Consider the following 16,607-nt stretch of genomic DNA (forward strand, 5'->3'; position numbering starts at 1 on the left):
CCGCGATGCCCCGGCCCCCGACGGTTGGCAGGGCGGGCCCACGGTCGCAGGATGGTGTCTGTGAGAGAGCTGGCAGGACGCCTCGCGGAACTCGACCCCGACGCGGGCGCCGCCCTACAGGTCATCGCCTACTTCGACCGCCTGATGGAGGGCCGCGTAGGCATCGAGGCCCTGGTACGCGGCGCCGCCGTCCTCTCCGGCTGCCCCGCCCGCCTGGTCGACGAGCGACGCGGCGTCCGAATCCGCGTCGCCCCGGACGGCCACCGCGAGGACTCCACGGAACCGGTGGACCCGACGTGGCCGTGGGCGCCGCTCGACACCCTCGGAGTGGCGGGACCGGGCGCACGGTCGGCCGTCCCGGCTGCCGGTGCGGCCGTGGTGTCGCCCGGTTCCCGGGGGGCTGGTCCGGCCGTGGTGTCGCCGGGTTCCCGGGGTGCCGGTCCGGTCTCGGCGCCGCCGGGTTCCCTCGACGCTGCCTCGGCCTCGGGGCGGCTGGGCATGGTCGATGCCGGTCCGGTCCCGGTGTCGCCGGGGGTCTCGGGTGGAGGCCCGGTCTCGGTGTCGCCGGGGTCCTCGGACGAGGGCCCGGACTCAGTTCCGCCGGGCATCGCGGATGCTGTTGGGCCGTGGGCACAGCTGGGCACCCGCGATGCCGCCCTGCCGTCGGCGTCGCCGGGTACCGAGGAATCCGCTTCGGCCTCGGCGCGGTCAGGCAGTCTTGATGCCGGCCTGGTCTCGAAGTCGCAGGGGAACCCGGATGCCGGCCCGACCCCGGCGTCGCAGGGGAGCCCGGGTGCCGCCTCGGCTTCGTCGTCACAGGGCATCCCGGATTCCGTTCGGCCGAGGGCGAAGCTCGGCGCCCTCGACGCCGTCACGCCATCGGAGTCCCCGGGCTCTCTCGACGCAGCCCCGGCCCCGGTGTCGCCGGGCACCCCCTATGCCGCCCTGCCGAAGGTATCGCTCGACACCCCTGACGCCGCCCCGCCGCAGCCGTCCCCCGACGCCGCCCCGCCGCCGACCCCGCTGGACCCCACCGCCTCCCCCGCGACCGACACCTGCCCGGATACGTCAGCCTCGGAGCCCCCGGCCGCGCTCTGGCTGGAGACCCCCGGCCCGCCCGACGGGGTCCGCGCGATGATCCTGGAGCGGGCCGCCGGTGCCGTACGGGCCGTTCTGGACCGGACTCGTGGCTGGGCGCCCGCTGCCGCATCCGCCCCCGATCCCGCGCTCGTCGAGGTGGTTCTCGATGCGTCCGCGCCGAAGGCCGCACGGGCGCATGCCGCAGTCCAACTAGGGCTGAGGAAAGGGGAGTTGGTGTGTGCCGTGGCACTGTACGGGGGCGGTGCGGAGATCGTGCCCGTCGGACGGGCCGGGAGTGAGGCGCGGCGGGCCGGGGTCGGGCCGGCCGTGGAACTGGACGGGCTCCCGCGGTCGTGGGCCGGCGCCCGGACCGCGCTCCGGCTGACCGCCGAGGGGACGGCGCACGATCCCGGGCCCCGCACGGTGTACGCCGACGAACTCGGCGGTCTGGCGCTGCTCGCGGACGCGGTGGGCCCGGACACCCCGCCGGTGCCCGACGAACTCGCCGTGGAACGGGCTGTCGCCGAGGCCCCCTGGGCGGCCGCGACACTCCACGCGGTGTCCTCCTCGCCGAGCCTGCGCGCGGCCGCCGCCGAACTGACGGTGCATCACTCGACGCTCCAGGAACGCCTCGTACAGACTGAGCACGTCCTCGGCTGGGACGTGCACTCCCCGCAGGGGCGGCTGCGGCTGCAACTCGCTCTTGCCGTGCGGAAGTTGCGGCGGTCGGCAACCGCTGGTCAGGCCACCGAGGGTGCCCGGCGTTCCGACGTCCAGTAGAGGAGTGCCAGGACGGGGAGGGCCGTACCGAGGGCGGTCACCGCGGTCCAGCCGGCCAAGTGGTAGGCGACGGAGGCGAGTTCGGAGCCGAGGGCGCCGCCGATGAAGAAGGTCGCGATGAAGGCGCTGTTGAGGCGGGCCCGGGCGTCGGGGTCGAGTTGGTAGATGGTGTGCTGGCCGAGGATGAGGCTGGTCTGGACGCCCATGTCGAGCAGTACGGCGGCCAGCGCGAGGAGCACGATGTGGTGGCCGCCGAACCCCGCGAGGGCGAACGCCACGGCCGCCGCGGCGAGGGCGACGCCGGTCATCGGGCGGGTCAGACCTCGGTCGGCCCAGTGCCCCGCGAAGGGTGCCACGGCCGCGCCGGCCGCTCCCACCAGGGCGAACAGGCCGACTCCGATGGGGGAGTAGTCGAAGTGCGGGCCCGTGAGGACGTACGAGATCGTCGTCCAGAAGGCGCTGAACGCACCGAACATCGCCGCCTGGTAGAGGCCCCGGCGCACGAGCACCGGGTGCGTGCGCACCAAGCGGACGGTGGAGCGCAGGACGTGGGTGTACGGGATGGTCGTGGTCGGCGCGTTGTGCGGCAGGGCCACGCGCAGCGCGACCGCGAGCAGCGCCATCAGGACGGCGGAACCGAGGTAGACCACGCGCCAGCCGGCCGCGTCGGAGACCAGGCTGCTCAGCGTGCGGGAGAGCAGGATGCCGGTCAGCAGGCCGCTCATCACCCGGCCGACGACGCGGCCGCGGGCGTGGTCGGGGGCGAGGCTCGCGGCGAAAGGCACCAGGATCTGGGCGACGACCGAGGTGGCTCCGCTGACCAGCGACGCCACAAGCAGCATCGGGAAACTGGTGGCGAGGCCCGCCGCGACGAGGGCGAGCGTGGTGACCGCCAGCAGGACGGTGACCAGACCGCGCTTCTCCAGGCGGTCGCCGAGCGGGACCAGGAGCAGCATGCCGATGACGTAGCCGACCTGGGTGAGGGTGATCAGTCCGCCCGCGGCCGCCGTGCTGATGTGGAAGACGTCGCGCAGGTCGGACAACAGGGGCTGGGCGTAGTAGAGGTTGGCGACCGTCATGCCGCAGGCGACGGCGAGCAGCGCCACCAGCCAGCCCGGTATGCCGTTCGCGGCCTCGGCGGTGACCGTGGGCCCGCCTGGTGTGTGGAGCTCGGAGGGCTTCCTTGTCGCACTCATGCCTGCGTCAGCGTCCGACGGGCCCGGCTGCTTCCCCGCACGCGGCGATGGTTCGAGATGTTGGTTATCGCATATGGAGATGGGCCCCTCAGGCCATGTGCCGCAGCAGCGCGGCCACCGCCGGCGGTGCCTCCCCGCGCGGGCGTACCACCATCACCTTCCAGGCCGGCGCGTGCCGCTCGAAGCGGTGGGTGCTCAGGTCCGGGAACCGGCCGGCGATCGAGGCGGGCATGACGCAGACGCCGAGATCGTTGCGGACGAGTTCGGACGCGGCGACGATGTCGTTGACCTCGAAGGTCGTCTCGCGCTCCACCGAGGCGGCACGGAACGCCCGGTCCACGGCGAGACGGATCGCCCAACCGGGCGTGAAGTCCACCAGCGGCAGCCGGGCGGCCTCGGCGAGCGTGACCGTACCCTCCGGACCGGTCCCCGCGAGGGCCCGCGCCGGCGCGGACACCAGCACCATCTCCTCCCGGGACAGCAGCCGGGTCACCAGGCCGCGCTGCTGCTGCCGGTCGAGCGCGACCACCGCCAGGTCCACCGTGCCCTCGCGCAGCGCCTGCCGGATGTCGGTCACCGCGGCCTGCCGCAGCCGGACCACCACACCGGGGTGCTCCGCGCGCAGTGCGGCCAGCGGGCGGTGGAGGTCGGCCCAGACGCCCTGCATCGTGCCGACCGTGATCCGCCCCCGCAGCTGCCCCTGGACGGCGTCGACCGCCGCCCGCACCTGTTCCGCGGCCCGCAGTGCTGCCCGCGCCGCCGGTACGAAGGCCTCACCTGCCGGGGTCAGCGACACCCGGTGCGTGGTGCGGTCGAACAACGGGGTGCCCAGCTCCCGCTCCAGCGCCCGTACCGTGCTCGACACGGCGGACTGGACCACGTTCAGCCGCTGCGCCGCCGCGGTGAACCCGCCCGCCTCGGCCACCGCGACGGCGACCTCCATCTGCCGCAGATCCATGCGCGCTCCCGAAGCCGTACCCATCTCTGCCGGAGATTACCGTCTCGGGTGATTGTCCCAGCTGGTGATCGCCCACGGCACGTTCAGCGGGCGGCTCAGGGACGCCGCCCGCCGTGCCGCATCTCCCGCGGACTCACCCCGTAGCGCTGCCGGAACGCCGTGCTCAGCGCACTGGCCGAGGAGAAGCCCGAGGCGTACGCGAGATCGGTGATCGTCAGGTGTTCGCAGTCACCGCACCGGAGGCGATCGCGGACCAGGCGCAGGCGTTCCTCGCGGATCAGTTCGCGGGGGGTGGTGCCCACGCGCTGCAGGGCCAGCTGGATCTGGCGGAGGGACCAGCCCAGGGTGTGGGCCATGGACGTACCGGTGAGGGCCGGGTCGGCGGCGTGCTCGCGTACGTAGCGGCGGACCATCGTCTCCACGTCGGTGAGATGCCCGGCCGCGTCCGGGCGGTCGTCGGCGGTGGCGAGCATGCACAGCAGCTCGACGACGCGGTCGGAGACGGCGTTGAACTGGGGGTCGGTGAGCTGGTCGCGCTCCGCGTGCAGGTCGTTGACCATGGAGTTGACCACGCGTCCGAGGCCTCTGCTCAGATCGATGCTGGTGGCCAGCGGCGACCTGCGGTTCAGTGGGCCGTCCACTTCGTGGGCCGGGATGGTGAGGACGAACGCCTGCGCGGACGCGTCCTGGTGGCACTCGAAGGGCGCCCCGAAGGAGACGAGCGTGCCCGTTCCCGGGGTCAGCCGTGCCTCCCGCTCGTTCTGCCGTACGACGATCTCGCCGGTGAGCGGAAGCAGTAACCGGTAGTCCTCGTCCGGGTCCTCCCGGACCTGCCGCGCCGACCTGCTGTACGCGACCTCGTCCGACCGGACCCTGACGAGCTGGTAGGCCTCGGTGCGCTGGCGGACCGTCTCACCGCGGAAGTTGTCGGTGCGGGGGTACCGGAAGCCCATCCGGGGCTCGTAGGACCCGATGTGCTCGCTCCAGAAGTCGGTCCGCTCACGCGGATCCACCTCCCCGGTCGTCCGCGTCTCCACCAGGTAGCTTTCCGCGGACAGCGACGACACCATCAACTCCCGTACGAATGGCCCCAGTTACTCGCGGTCAGCCTAGGGCCTATCCGGCGGATCCTGCCGCAGACGTGGGGTCTGGCACGCACATCTGCCGCGTTGTCGTCGGTCGCCAACGCTCCGCGTTGACTCCCTCCTCCGCCTTGCAGCTGCACGCACCAGACCCCGCTCACCGGCGTTGATGGGGCGCCGTCGGGTTCCTGCGACCTGATCCGCCGGACAGGCCCGTCCACACAGTCAGTGCGTATGAGAGCAACTTCCTTGCGCGCGGGCGCAAGTGCCGGAGCCGCCGCGCGGCTAGCGTCGTGCGCCGCGTCACTTGCGCCCCGATCGACTCACGTACGCCTTCAGAGGACTTGAACCCCTTGAACCTCTTGACCGAACCGATACCGGAGGTGGCGTTCTGGTGCCTGGCCGTCTGGCTGCTCGCCGTCACCGTGCTGCTGGTGCGCCAGCGCGGGATCACCGCGCGGCAGCGCGTGCGGACCGCCGAACTGGCGGACGAACTGCAGGCCCGGGACGAGGAGTTGCGCCATGTGGTCGCGGTCCGCCTGCCGGCCCTCGCCGATTCCCCGCAGCAACCGGGCCCCGCGGCCGGCCTGCTCGACGTCCGGCTGGCCGACACCGACTTCGCCAAGTGCCTCGACAGCGTCCTGGAACGCTTCTCCGGTTCCGTGGAGCACGCGCAGTCCCGTGCCGACCAGTCCGCGAAGGCCGCCCTGAAGGCGTCGATGCGCTCGATCCAGGCCCTGGCCAACGAGCAGCAGGTGTCCATCTCGGAGATGCAGGACCGCCACGACCACCCCGACGTGCTGCGCGACCTCCTCGAAATCGACCACACCAACGCCCAGTTCGGCCGCCGCGCCCAGGCCATCGCCGTGCTGTGCGGCTCCTGGCCCGGACGGCAGCGGTCCACCTCCGCGCTGATCGAGGTCGTGCGCGGCGCGACCTCCCGCATCCGCGACTACCGGCGGATCCGGATCATCGGGCAGGTCGACATCGCCGTCGAGAGCCGGGCGGTGGAGCCGGTGGTCCTCGCCATCGCCGAACTCCTGGACAACGCGGCTCGCCACTCGCAGCCCAACACGACCGTCGAGGTCAACGTCCAGTCCGTGCACAACGGCGCCTGCGTGGTCATCGACGACGCCGGGGTCGGCATGGACGGCCAGGCGACCGAGGACGCCGCCGAACTGCTCTCCGGGCGCCACGCGGTGGACGTGACCCGGCTCGACGATCCGCCCCAGTTCGGCTTCGCGGTCATCGGCGTGCTCGCCGCGCGGTACGGGTTCAGCGTCTCCGTGGACACACGCTCGCCGTACGGGGGTGTCCGCGCCGTGGTGTTCGTACCGTCCGCACTGCTCACGCACGTGGACACGGCCGCGGTCACGGTCCAGGAGCCCGCGCCCACGGCCGAACCGGCGCGTACCACCGAGTCGGCGCCCGAGCCTCGTACCGCCGAACCCGCGTCCGCCGCGGCGACCACCGTCGGAGGCCTGCCGAAGCGGCGGCGCCGCGCGCCACGGGAGGCGAAGAACGCCGAACCGGCCACCGCCGCGCCGGCCGAGGAGTCCGGGGACCGGTCGGCCGAGGAGCAGGCCCGGCGGATGGGCGCGTTCGCCCGCGGCACCCGCTTCGGGCGGGCCGCGCAGGACACCCCCGACGCAGCCGATGAAACCCCCCACAGTACCGAAGGGAACACACAGGGATGATCGCGCCCATGACCAACGAGCTGGGGTGGATGCTCGACGAGGTCCTGAAGGTGCCGGAGGCGCGGCACGCGATCCTGCTGTCCTCCGACGGCATGCTCCGGGCCCACTCCGCGGACATCGGCCGGGACGACGCCGAGCGGATGGCCGCGGGCCTGTCCGGGGTGCAGTCGATCAGCCGCAGCACGGCCGAGTTCTGCGGCAGCCCGGACACCCCCTGGCGGCAGACGCTGATCGAGTTCGCGCACGGGTACGTCTTCCTCGTCGCCGCCGGTGAGGGTGCCCACCTCGCGGTGTCGACCACCGAGAACGTGGACATGGAGGCGGTCACCTACCGCATGCACAAACTGGTCGACCGGCTCGGCAAGGAGCTGACCAGCCCGGCCCGGCGGGACACCGGCAGCCCGGTATGACTCCCAGGGGCCGCCCGGGCGAGCGGCTGGTGCGGTCGTACGTCGTCACGGACGGCCGCTCCCAGCCGTCCCGCAACACCCTGGACCTCGTCACCCTGCTGATCGCCGCCGAGGATCTGCCGCTGACCGGCCTGAGCCCGGAGAAGCGCCGGCTGATGGAGCTGTGCCGGCCCGGAGCGCTGTCGGTCGCCGAGGTGGCCGGGCATCTGGCGCTGCCGGTCAGCGTCACGAAGGTGCTGATCGCCGACCTGATGGACAGCGGCCACATCGTCACCCGCGCGCCGATCCCCTCCGCCCAGCCGTCCGACACCAGCATCCTCCAGGAGGTGCTCAATGGGCTCCGCGCCCGCCTCTGACGACGTCTATCTCCTGCCCAGCGTGCAGACGGCCGTCAAGCTGCTGATCGTGGGCCACTTCGCGGTCGGCAAGACCACCTTCGTCGGCGCGCTGTCCGAGATACGGCCGCTGCGCACCGAGGAGACCATGACCGAAGCCGGCGCCCTCGTGGACGACTTGGCGGGTACGACGGACAAGACGACCACCACGGTGGCCCTCGACTTCGGCCGCCTCACCCTCAACGACTCGCTGGTCCTCTACCTGTTCGGCACCCCGGGGCAGCAGCGCTTCACCGAGCTGTGGCAGGACATGACCCACGGAGCCCTCGGCGCGCTCGTCCTCGCCGACACCCGGCGCCTTGGCCAGTCCTTCGAAGTCATGGGCGTACTGGAGGAGTTGGGGCTGCCGTACGCCGTCGCCCTGAACGACTTCGACGACGCCTGCGCACACGGTCTGGCCGAGGTGCGCGAGGCCCTCGACCTGCTGCCGTCGACCCCGCTCGTGCGCTGCGACGCGCGCGACCCGGTCTCGTCCACCGAGGCGCTGATCACCCTCGTCGAGTATCTGCTGACCCGCACCGGCGACTTGGAGCAAGCGTGACCGCCGTACCTCCGCCCGTTCCCCCACGGGGCTGCCCGTTCCACGAGCCGCTGCACGGACCGGAGTTCGCGGCCGATCCTGCCGCCGTCTACCGGCGGCTGCGCAAGGCCGGGCCGACCGCGCCCGTCGAACTGGCCCCCGGCGTCCAGGCCACGCTCGTCACCGGGTACGACGCCGCCCTGCACGTCCTGCGCAGTCCCGAGACCTTCTCCAAGGACCCCCGCCGCTGGACGGACCTCGCCGACGGCACCGTACCGATGGACAGCCCGGTCGTGCCGATGATGGCGTACCGGCCGAACGCGCTGTTCACCGACGGGGAGGAACACCGCCGGCTGCGCGGGGCGATCGCCGACAGCCTGGCCCGGGTGGAGCCGAGCATGCTGCGCGGGTACGTGGAGCGCAGCGCCGACACGCTCGTCGACCGGTTCGCGCCGCTCGGGACGGCCGACCTGCTCGGTGAGTACGCGCAGGTCCTGCCGCTGTTGGTCTTCAACCACCTCTTCGGCTGCCCGGCGGAGTACGGTGTCCGGCTGGTCGAGGGCATGTCCGGGATCTTCGACGGGGTGGACGCCGAGAAGGCGAACGAACTGCTCACCGCCACCCTGCTGGACCTGGTCACGCTGAAGCGGGCCAGGCCCGGCCAGGACATGACGTCCTGGCTGATGGCGCACCCCGCCCGGCTCACCGACGAGGAGATGATCCACACCCTTGTCCTGCTGATGGGCGCGGGTACCGAACCCCAGCAGAACCTGATCGCCAACAGCCTGCGCCTGCTGCTGTCCGACGACCGGTTCGCGGGGGACCTGTCCGGCGGCAGTCTGCCGGTGGAGGACGCCCTCGACGAGGTGCTGTGGGCCGACCCGCCGATGGCCAACTACGCCGTGCACTTCCCGATGCACGACGTCGTGTACGAGGGCGTACTGCTGCGCGCGGGCGCCCCGCTCGTCGTCAGTCTCGCCGCCGCGAACACCGACCCCGCTCTGGCAGCCGATCAACGGGCGGGCAACCGCGCCCACTTGGCGTGGAGCGCGGGCCCGCACAACTGCCCGGCGCAGAACCCGGCCCGGCTGATCGCGGCGGTCGCGGTGGAGAAGCTCCTCGACCGGCTCCCTGATGTCGAACTGGCAGTTCCCGTCGAGGAGTTGGTCTGGCGGCCCGGCCCGTTCCACCGAGCACTCGTCGCGCTGCCCGTGCGTTTCCCGCCCGCCACAACGGTCGTACGGACGGAGGGCGCGCGGCCGTCGTACGCGAGCGCCGCGCCGGTGGCGGCAGGGGAGCGGCCCGCGGCGGAGCCCGACCGTCCGAAGAGCGGCTGGGCCCGACTGCTGGCCTGGTGGCGCGGGGAGTGACCGTGCCCTAGGAGACCCGGACGGGAAGGGAGCGGTGGCCGTTGGAGATGAAGGAGTCCACCGGCCGCAACTCGTCCTCGGGGACGGCGAGTCGGAGTCCGGGGAACCGGTCGAAGAGGGCCGGTAGTGCGATGCGGGCCTCCATGCGGCCCAGCGGGGCGCCGAGGCAGTGGTGCACGCCGTGGCCGAAGGCCAGGTGCTCCTTGTCGGTGCGGGTGACGTCGAAGCGGTCGGCGTCCTTTCCGTGCCGCTCGGGGTCGCGTCCGGCGGCGGCGTAGGAGGCCAGGATCGCCTCGCCCTTGGCGATCACGGTCCCGCCGGGGACGCCGAGTCCGGCGAGGTCGAGGTCTTCCACGGCGTACCGCAGCGGCAGGCTGGCGACCGGCGCGTCCACCCGCAGCGTCTCCTCGACCACGTCGTCCCACGAGGCTCCGCCCGCCCGCACGGTGGCGAGCTGTTCCGGGTGCGTGAGCAGGGCGTGGACGGCGTTGTCGATGAGGTTGACCGTGGTCTCGTGCCCGGCGCTGACCATCAGCCCCAGGGTGTCGAGGAGTTCCTGCTCGCTGAGCTGCGTACCGCCCTCCTCGTCGCGGGCCGCGATGAGCCCCGTGGTCAGGTCGTCGCCGGGCGACTCCCGCTTGGCGGCGACGAGTTCGCGCAGCACGACGTCCAACCGCTCCCAGGCGGCGGACATCTCGCCCGGGTCGGCGGAGGTGTCGAACATGCGGTCCACCAGCCGGCGCAGCTCCGGGCCCCGCTCCTTGGGCAGGCCGAACAGCTCGCTGATCACCTGGATCGGCAGCGGGTAGCAGAACTCCTCCCGCAGATCGACGACTTGGGACTCACGGGCGACCTTCTCGATCCGGTCGAGGAGCTCACCGGCGATCTCCTCGATCCGCGGCTGGAGCGCGGCCGTCCGACGCGCGGTGAACGCCTTGGAGACCAGGATGCGGAGGCGTTTGTGGTCGCCGCCGTACGCGGTGAACATGTTCTGCACGGCGACCCAGGTGAACAGCGGCCACTCCGGGGTGATCTCCCCGTTCGCCAACCGGGGCCAGTGCTGCCGGGCGTCCTTGGACACCCGGGGATCGGTGAGCAGTTTCTTGAGCAACTCGGGGCTGCTGACCGCCCATGCCTCCACACCGCCGGGGAGTTCGACGCGGGCCACCGGCCCCGCCGCGCGGATGCGGACGCCCTCGCCGTGAATGTCGCGGCCGGTCGGATCGATCACTAAGGGGCTGGGGTTTCCCATCAGGAGCCTCCACGGCATCAGGCACTCGCCGGTTGTTCGGCACATCACCCTAAGCTGCCGTCCGGTTGCCCAGCGAGATCGCCGGGCGCCCGTTGCGTACGAGGGCAACTTCCCTGCGCGTACAGGCAAGTTGATCGTTCTGGTGGCTACGCGTGGCCTCGACGCAGGAAACGGCGGCGGCGCGGTTCCTGGTCCGGGAGCCAGCCGAACGCGAGGCAGCTGCCGACGGCTCCGAGGAGAAGGCCGACGAGGAAGCCGCCGAGGTTGGAGGTGAGCCAGGTGCCGAGGGTGAGGAGGATGCCGAGGATCGAGTAGAAGAGGCGCTGGGCCGGGTTGAAGAGGATCAGCAGGCCGCAGAGCACCATCAAGGTCGGCAGCAGATAGCCGGCCAGGCCCTGCGCGCCCATGTGCATGACGACCTTCATGGACGCCTTCTCGGTGAGCAGGATCTCCGCCCCCGCCAGGGCGAGCAGCAGCCCGCCCCAGAAGGGCCGGTGCGCGCGCCACTGCCGGAAATCGGACCTCGGGTTCCCTGGCTTCCGGATGCCGTTCATCAGCAACCCCGGGAGCTGAAGCTGAGGTTGAGACCGGGAAGCTTGAACACCGCCGCCGTGGTCGCGTAGTTGGTCTGCCGCAGGTTCGCGATGTGGACGGTGTCGGCCTGCTGGCTGAACACGCCGATGGGCCCCTGGACCCCGGCCTTGTCGAGCGTGCTGGCGTCGTTGCCGATCTCGATGTTCTCGAAGGACGCGTCGCCCGACAGCTCCGTGGAGTCGGTGGTGAGGTGGCTCGCCTGGACCTTCTCCTCGCCGCCGCCCGCCTTGATGAGCAGGTTCGTACCGCCGAGGTCGACGCTCTGGCACAGCTTGGTGAGCGTCGCGCTCTTGATCGCGGAGGTGATGACCAGGACCTGGCCGCCGGTGTCGCCGGTGTTCGGGCTGCCCTCGGCCATCGAGTCGAGGCCGCCGAACTGCTCGAAGCCGGTTCCGTCGAGCTCGGTGGCGGTGACCGTGAACGGCATGCCGGAGATGGCGAACTGGACGCCGAGAGCGCCCTCCGCGGTGAGGACCATCAGCCCCGCGGCGATCACGGTGGCCGGCACCGCCATCACCGCGGCTCTGCGCAGGCGGACCCGCCCGCGTCTGACCGGTCCGTCGGTGGCGGAACCGCTTTCCGTGCTCTCCGGGTCGGACGGGGTGGGTGAGGTGGACGCCGTGGCGTCCGAGGACGAGGCCATGTCTGCTCCCTGGGCATGGGCGATGCGGGGTAGGAGATTCAGCGGCGTGTTGTCCTGGCGCGGACAGCGGCTGCGACGAACGCGCCCTCATCACCCCTGGCGAATGGAAGGGCTTTCTTGTTACGCCTCAGTAGCCGTCGAGGAAGTTACCGGGGGTTACAACTGTGGGTCAAGGGACCTGTGGGAAAAGGGTGTTGCTTGTGCCGTACCTGTGAAGGGGGCGGCCGCTCCGATCTCCAACTTCCGTTCCCTGCCTTGACGTTGACCGTCCGGCGGGTCTAGAACTCTCCCTTGTTTCCACGGATCCGTGGCGCCGGATCCGCAGCGCGGCACCTGTCACCCTCCTGGCCCCCGCTCTGTCGCGGGGCGGCGTGACACACCCGAAGCGCATGCCATGCGCGTCTGAAGCGCATTCGAATGCGCGCTGCGCAATCCCCCATTCAGCCCCCCACGGCACCGGCACGGTCGCCTTCCCCCCTTGGGTCGTGCCCGGTAGCCCCGTTGTCGCTGCCGGCCCGTCGCGTACGGAGAAGACGCCACGGGCCGGCAGCGGCCCCCTGCCCACGCACCCCCTCCGGGGCATGCATCCGCACCCCCTTTTGGGACACGCACCCGCACCCCCTTCGGAAAGAGGCACCCCCATGCGTACTCGATCCCTCCTCGCCCTCATCGGCGTCGCCACCGCGCTCGCGGTGTCCGCCACCGTCCCGGCCGCCGCCGCCGACACCCCGGTACTCACCACCGGCAGCCTCGGCGGGACCCCCGTCGCCGTCGGTGACGTCCTCAACGCCTCGCTGGCGAGCGGCACCGCTGCCACGCTCTACTCCAGCAGCACCGGCACGAGCGGCATCTCCTGCACCTCGTCTGCCTTCACCGCCACCGTCACCGACAACCCGGCGGCTCCGGGCACGGCCACCGAGTCGCTCACCGGACACACCTTCGCCACCAGCGGTTGCACCAGCAATGTCATCGGGGTGCTCGGCGTCACGGGCATCACCGTCGACAACCTCCCGTACACCACCACGGTGGCCTCCGACGGCACGGTCACCGTCACTCCGGCCGCCGGCTCGACGATCCAGACCACCGTCGTCCTGCGCACCCTGCTGGGCAGCATCACCTGCGTCTACCGGGCGCCGAGCCTCTCCGGCACGGCGAGCAACGCCGACAACAGCATCGCCTTCACCGGTCAGCAGTTCACGAAGTTCTCCGGCTCGTCCCTGTGCTTCAGCAACGGCTACTTCACTGCCAAGTACGCGCCCGTCACGGACACCAGCCAGGAGGGCAGCCCGGTGGTGTACGTCAACTGATCCACACCGGGACCCTGTTCAGCGGCGTCGCCAAGCAGTGAGGGCGACCCCCGCGGCAAGGAGGAACGCCGCCGCTCCGCCTGCCACCAGGGGGAGCGCGGTGTTGCCGCCGGAATCGCTGTCGGCGACGGGGGTGAGGTTGTCGGGAGCGGTCTCCTGGGCCGGTGAAGCGGACGCCTGCGTGGGTGTGGGCGTCTGCACGGCCGGAGAGGTCGTCCGCGGCGGCTCCGGCGACTTCGTCGTGGGTGAAGGCGTCTGCTGCGCCGGTGAGGACGTCGCCGGTGCGGCGGCCCCGCCCCCGCCCTTGTCCGTTTCGGCGAAGACCACGTCCGAGCACGAGTAATAGGTGTCCGACGTGCTGGAGTTCTGCCAGATCGTGTAGAGCAGCTGGCGGCCGGTCCGGTCGGAAGGCAGCGTGGCTTTGACGCTGTAGGCGCCGTTGACGAGCGCCGGGTCGGTGGCGGTGGCGAACGGCTGAGAGGCCAGGTCGGACCACTTCAGGGGCTGCGTCGGGTCGTAACCCGGCTTGGTCAGATACAGCTTGAAGGTCCCGGTGTGCGGGATGGTCGAGCTGTACTTGAGGGTCATGGCCGCACCGGGAGTCAGGCGGGTCGAAGGCCAGTCGGCGCGCGCGAGATCGAGGCCCTTATAAGCGGACAGGCCCCCGCTGCAGAGCTGTCCGTCGGGGATCACCTCGCGGTCGCGGCCGTTGACACCGGCGACCCGGAGGTTGTCCCAGGCCGTGAAGGGCGCGCCGTTCGTGGCGATCGCCGCCGCGCAGGCCGCCGTGCGTGTGTTGCTTCCGCCTATGGGCGAGCACGCCACCACGCGGCTGACCGGATCCGTCGGCGCGCCATGTGCCTGGGCGGGACCCGCGGCGAGCGTGGTGAGCAGCAGGGGTACCCCCACGGCGACGACGGCCGCTGCGGCGGTGCGGTGTGCGGTCACGGTCATCGGGACGGGTCTCCTCGGCGGGGCGGTGGGGCAGCGGGGCACTTCGAAGCGGCAAGACGGGCACGGCAGGGAAAGCGGCAAGGCGGGCACGGCAGGGAAAGCGGCAAGGCGGGAAACGCGGCAAGCCAGGCACAGCAGGGAAGCCGGTGCGGCCGCACCGCATCACTTGAGCGGCCGCACCGCACCGTGAAGTACGGGAAACCGGCGCCCCGCGTTCAGATCCGCAACGGTGGCGAACCAGGGTGTTCCCGGCCAACCGCCCACAGCCGAGGGTTGGTTACCAGCCAAATCGAGGGTTTCCCCTGTATCCCTCTTACCTGCGCTTTGCCTATCGTTCGACCACAGCCACCCCACAGGAAACCCCTCACCGGGTCGCTACGCGCATGGTCGGCCACCGCGCCGCTTTCTGGTTTTGCACCCCCCGCCGCTTCGACGACGAAGCGAATCGACCGCTGCTCCGCCCCGCACCGCGCTGCCCGGAGCCGGCCACGAAAGGCAAGCCCTTGCGTCCTTCCCCCACCCGCGACGCCAGACGGAAGCTGATATCCGTCGCCGCGATATCCGCCGCGCTGCTGGCCGGTACGACCACCTCGGTCGCCGTCGCCCAGACTCCCGACGCCGCTCCGGCCGAGACCACCGTCGCCGCGACCGCGACCGCGGCCGCCGCTCCGGCCGAGCGCCTGATCGTCGGCTACAAGTCCGGCGCCACCGAGGCCAAGTCGAACACGGCCGCCGACGCCGACGCCCGTGCCAAGGGCGCGAAGGCGGGCGAGGACCTCGACTTCCAGCGCCGCCTCGGCACCGGCGCGGCCCTGGTCGACCTGGGCGCCGAGCTCAAGAAGGCGGACGTCGCCGACGTCATCGCGCAGTACCAGGCCGACCCGCAGGTCGCCTACGTCGTACCGGACCGCGTCAACAAGCCGCTGGCCGACCCGAACGACACCGAGTACTCCAAGCAGTGGGACCTCTTCGAGGCCACGGCCGGCATGAACGTCCCGGGTGCCTGGGCCACCTCCACCGGCAGCGGTGTGACGGTCGCCGTCATCGACACCGGTTACGTCACGCACTCCGACGTGGCCGGAAACATCGTCGCGGGCTACGACTTCATCTCCGACACCGCGGTCTCGGTCGACGGCGACGGGCGCGACAGCAACCCGGCCGACCCGGGCGACTGGTACGCGACCGACGAGTGCGGCACCGGCACCGGTTCCAGCAACTCGTCCTGGCACGGCACGCACGTCGCGGGCACCATCGCCGCCGTCACCAACAACAGCAAGGGCGTCGCGGGCATCGCGTACAACGCGAAGGTCTCCCCGCTGCGCGTCCTCGGCAAGTGCGGCGGCTACGACTCCGACATCATCGACGCCATCACCTGGGCGTCCGGCGGCACGGTCTCCGGCGTTCCCGCCAACGCCAACGTCGCCAAGGTCATCAACATGAGCCTCGGCGGCTCGGGTGCCTGCACCTCCGCCACACAGACCGCCATCACCGCCGCCGTGAACCGCGGTACGACGGTCGTCGTGGCCGCGGGCAACTCGAACGCCAACACCTCGGGCTTCTCCCCGTCGAGCTGCAGCAACGTCGTCAACGTCGCCGCGACGAGCCGCACCGGCGCCCGCGCCTCGTACTCCAACTACGGCACCCTCGTGGACATCGCGGCCCCCGGCGGCCAGACCAGCACCGGCACCGCGAACGGCATCCTCTCCACGCTGAACTCCGGTACGAAGACGCCGTCCACGGAGTCGTACGCGTACTACCAGGGCACCAGCATGGCCACCCCGCACATCGCGGGTCTGGTCGCGCTGATGAAGTCGGCGAACTCCTCGCTGACCCCGGCCCAGATCGAGTCGGCGATCAAGACCAACGCCCGTGCCCTGCCCGGTGCCTGCACCGGTGGCTGCGGTGCCGGTCTGGCGGATGCGACCAAGACGGTGCAGGCGGTGAGCGGGTCCGGCGGCTCCACGAGGGGCACCACCTTCACCAGCGCTTCGGCCGTCGCCGTCCCGGATGCGGGCTCCGCCGTGGAGTCGCCGATCACCGTCAGCGGCCGCACCGGCAACGCGCCCGCCGCCCTCCAGGTCGGCGTCGACATCACCCACACCTACCGCGGTGACCTGGTGATCGACCTGGTCGCCCCGGACGGTTCGACGTACCGCCTGAAGTCCGCCAGCTCCTCGGACTCCGCGGACAACGTCAGCACCACGTACACGGTGGATGCCTCCAGCGAGACCGCGAACGGCACCTGGAAGCTCCGCGTCCAGGACACGGCCGCGCAGGACACGGGCACGGTCAACAGCTGGAAGCTGACCTTCTGACCACCGGCTTCTGTCGTAGGTCGTACGTTGCCTCGCGGCGTCCCGGGTCCGGGG

14 protein-coding genes and 2 pseudogenes are annotated in these 16,607 nt (G+C 71.6%); 9 read left to right on the top strand and 7 right to left on the bottom strand.

Features of this window, described 5'->3' with window-relative positions; genetic code table 11:
- Positions 1 to 60: 60 nt before the first annotated feature.
- A pseudogene (locus tag OG219_RS36765) lies at positions 61 to 315 on the top strand (hypothetical protein); the annotation flags it as partial.
- 777 nt (positions 316 to 1,092) lie between these two features.
- Positions 1,093 to 1,860, top strand: a pseudogene (locus tag OG219_RS36770) (helix-turn-helix domain-containing protein); the annotation flags it as partial.
- On the opposite strand, the gene OG219_RS36775 reads toward OG219_RS36770, so the two are convergent.
- The 3 genes from OG219_RS36775 to OG219_RS36785 form a co-directional block, all read right to left on the bottom strand.
- Positions 1,821 to 3,056, bottom strand: coding sequence for an MFS transporter (locus OG219_RS36775; RefSeq protein WP_266833938.1), 1,236 nt, complete (start codon positions 3,054 to 3,056; stop codon positions 1,821 to 1,823). The pseudogene OG219_RS36770 and the gene OG219_RS36775 sit on opposite strands and share 40 nt — an antisense overlap.
- An 88-nt stretch (positions 3,057 to 3,144) precedes the next feature.
- Positions 3,145 to 4,014 (bottom strand): LysR family transcriptional regulator, encoded by an 870-nt coding sequence (locus OG219_RS36780; RefSeq protein WP_266833940.1) that lies wholly within the window; start codon positions 4,012 to 4,014, stop codon positions 3,145 to 3,147.
- A 95-nt stretch (positions 4,015 to 4,109) separates the two neighbouring features.
- Positions 4,110 to 5,081, bottom strand: coding sequence for a helix-turn-helix domain-containing protein (locus OG219_RS36785; RefSeq protein ID WP_323183320.1), 972 nt, complete (start codon positions 5,079 to 5,081; stop codon positions 4,110 to 4,112).
- Between the two features lie 377 nt (positions 5,082 to 5,458).
- On the opposite strand from OG219_RS36785, the gene OG219_RS36790 reads away from it, so the two are divergent.
- From OG219_RS36790 to OG219_RS36810, 5 genes are read left to right on the top strand one after another with little or no spacing between them, the layout of a single operon-like run.
- Entirely contained in the window at positions 5,459 to 6,793 is a 1,335-nt protein-coding gene (locus OG219_RS36790; RefSeq protein WP_266836354.1) for an ATP-binding protein, read from the top strand.
- Entirely contained in the window at positions 6,790 to 7,203 is a 414-nt protein-coding gene (locus OG219_RS36795; RefSeq protein ID WP_266833942.1) for a roadblock/LC7 domain-containing protein, read from the top strand. Before OG219_RS36790 ends, OG219_RS36795 begins: the two co-directional genes overlap by 4 nt.
- Positions 7,200 to 7,559 (top strand): DUF742 domain-containing protein, encoded by a 360-nt coding sequence (locus OG219_RS36800; RefSeq protein ID WP_266833944.1) that lies wholly within the window; start codon positions 7,200 to 7,202, stop codon positions 7,557 to 7,559. Before OG219_RS36795 ends, OG219_RS36800 begins: the two co-directional genes overlap by 4 nt.
- Complete coding sequence (locus OG219_RS36805) at positions 7,537 to 8,139, top strand: ATP/GTP-binding protein (protein WP_266833946.1); 603 nt, start codon at positions 7,537 to 7,539, stop codon at positions 8,137 to 8,139. The genes OG219_RS36800 and OG219_RS36805 overlap by 23 nt, the downstream gene beginning before the upstream one ends.
- The gene (locus OG219_RS36810) at positions 8,136 to 9,488 is read left to right on the top strand and encodes a cytochrome P450 (protein ID WP_266833948.1); all 1,353 of its coding nucleotides are present in this window, start codon (positions 8,136 to 8,138) and stop codon (positions 9,486 to 9,488) included. Before OG219_RS36805 ends, OG219_RS36810 begins: the two co-directional genes overlap by 4 nt.
- A gap of 7 nt (positions 9,489 to 9,495) precedes the next feature.
- Here OG219_RS36810 and OG219_RS36815 read toward each other — a convergent pair whose 3' ends face one another.
- From OG219_RS36815 to OG219_RS36825, 3 genes are all read right to left on the bottom strand, one after another.
- Entirely contained in the window at positions 9,496 to 10,740 is a 1,245-nt protein-coding gene (locus OG219_RS36815; protein WP_266833950.1) for a cytochrome P450, read from the bottom strand.
- Positions 10,741 to 10,886: 146 nt separating this feature from the next.
- Positions 10,887 to 11,294, bottom strand: a complete 408-nt coding sequence (locus OG219_RS36820) for a DUF6114 domain-containing protein (RefSeq protein WP_266833952.1) — start codon at positions 11,292 to 11,294, stop codon at positions 10,887 to 10,889.
- A complete protein-coding gene (locus OG219_RS36825) occupies positions 11,294 to 11,977 on the bottom strand; it encodes a DUF6230 family protein (protein ID WP_266833954.1) in 684 nt (227 codons plus the stop codon). The genes OG219_RS36820 and OG219_RS36825 overlap by 1 nt, the downstream gene beginning before the upstream one ends.
- A 641-nt stretch (positions 11,978 to 12,618) precedes the next feature.
- Between OG219_RS36825 and OG219_RS36830 the strand changes: the two genes are divergently transcribed.
- Entirely contained in the window at positions 12,619 to 13,284 is a 666-nt protein-coding gene (locus OG219_RS36830) for a Tat pathway signal sequence domain protein (protein ID WP_266833956.1), read from the top strand.
- 18 nt (positions 13,285 to 13,302) lie between these two features.
- Here the strand turns inward: OG219_RS36830 and OG219_RS36835 are convergent, their stop codons facing one another.
- The gene (locus tag OG219_RS36835; protein ID WP_266833958.1) at positions 13,303 to 14,238 is read right to left on the bottom strand and encodes a lytic polysaccharide monooxygenase; all 936 of its coding nucleotides are present in this window, start codon (positions 14,236 to 14,238) and stop codon (positions 13,303 to 13,305) included.
- A gap of 503 nt (positions 14,239 to 14,741) precedes the next feature.
- On the opposite strand from OG219_RS36835, the gene OG219_RS36840 reads away from it, so the two are divergent.
- Entirely contained in the window at positions 14,742 to 16,553 is a 1,812-nt protein-coding gene (locus OG219_RS36840; RefSeq protein ID WP_266833960.1) for a S8 family serine peptidase, read from the top strand.
- The last annotated feature ends 54 nt before the right edge of the window (positions 16,554 to 16,607 follow it).

Origin of the sequence: Streptomyces sp. NBC_00038, from assembly GCF_026343635.1 — a bacterium.
Lineage (GTDB): Bacteria > Actinomycetota > Actinomycetes > Streptomycetales > Streptomycetaceae > Streptomyces.

Coding starts and splice junctions, on each gene's coding strand:
- OG219_RS36775 (WP_266833938.1), bottom strand. CDS start 3,056: ATGAGTGCGACAAGGAAGCCCTCCGAGCTCCACACACCAGGCGGGCCC.
- OG219_RS36780 (WP_266833940.1), bottom strand. CDS start 4,014: ATGGATCTGCGGCAGATGGAGGTCGCCGTCGCGGTGGCCGAGGCGGGC.
- OG219_RS36795 (WP_266833942.1), top strand. CDS start 6,790: ATGATCGCGCCCATGACCAACGAGCTGGGGTGGATGCTCGACGAGGTC.
- OG219_RS36800 (WP_266833944.1), top strand. CDS start 7,200: ATGACTCCCAGGGGCCGCCCGGGCGAGCGGCTGGTGCGGTCGTACGTC.
- OG219_RS36805 (WP_266833946.1), top strand. CDS start 7,537: ATGGGCTCCGCGCCCGCCTCTGACGACGTCTATCTCCTGCCCAGCGTG.
- OG219_RS36815 (WP_266833950.1), bottom strand. CDS start 10,740: ATGGGAAACCCCAGCCCCTTAGTGATCGATCCGACCGGCCGCGACATT.
- OG219_RS36820 (WP_266833952.1), bottom strand. CDS start 11,294: ATGAACGGCATCCGGAAGCCAGGGAACCCGAGGTCCGATTTCCGGCAG.
- OG219_RS36825 (WP_266833954.1), bottom strand. CDS start 11,977: ATGGCCTCGTCCTCGGACGCCACGGCGTCCACCTCACCCACCCCGTCC.
- OG219_RS36830 (WP_266833956.1), top strand. CDS start 12,619: ATGCGTACTCGATCCCTCCTCGCCCTCATCGGCGTCGCCACCGCGCTC.
- OG219_RS36835 (WP_266833958.1), bottom strand. CDS start 14,238: ATGACCGTGACCGCACACCGCACCGCCGCAGCGGCCGTCGTCGCCGTG.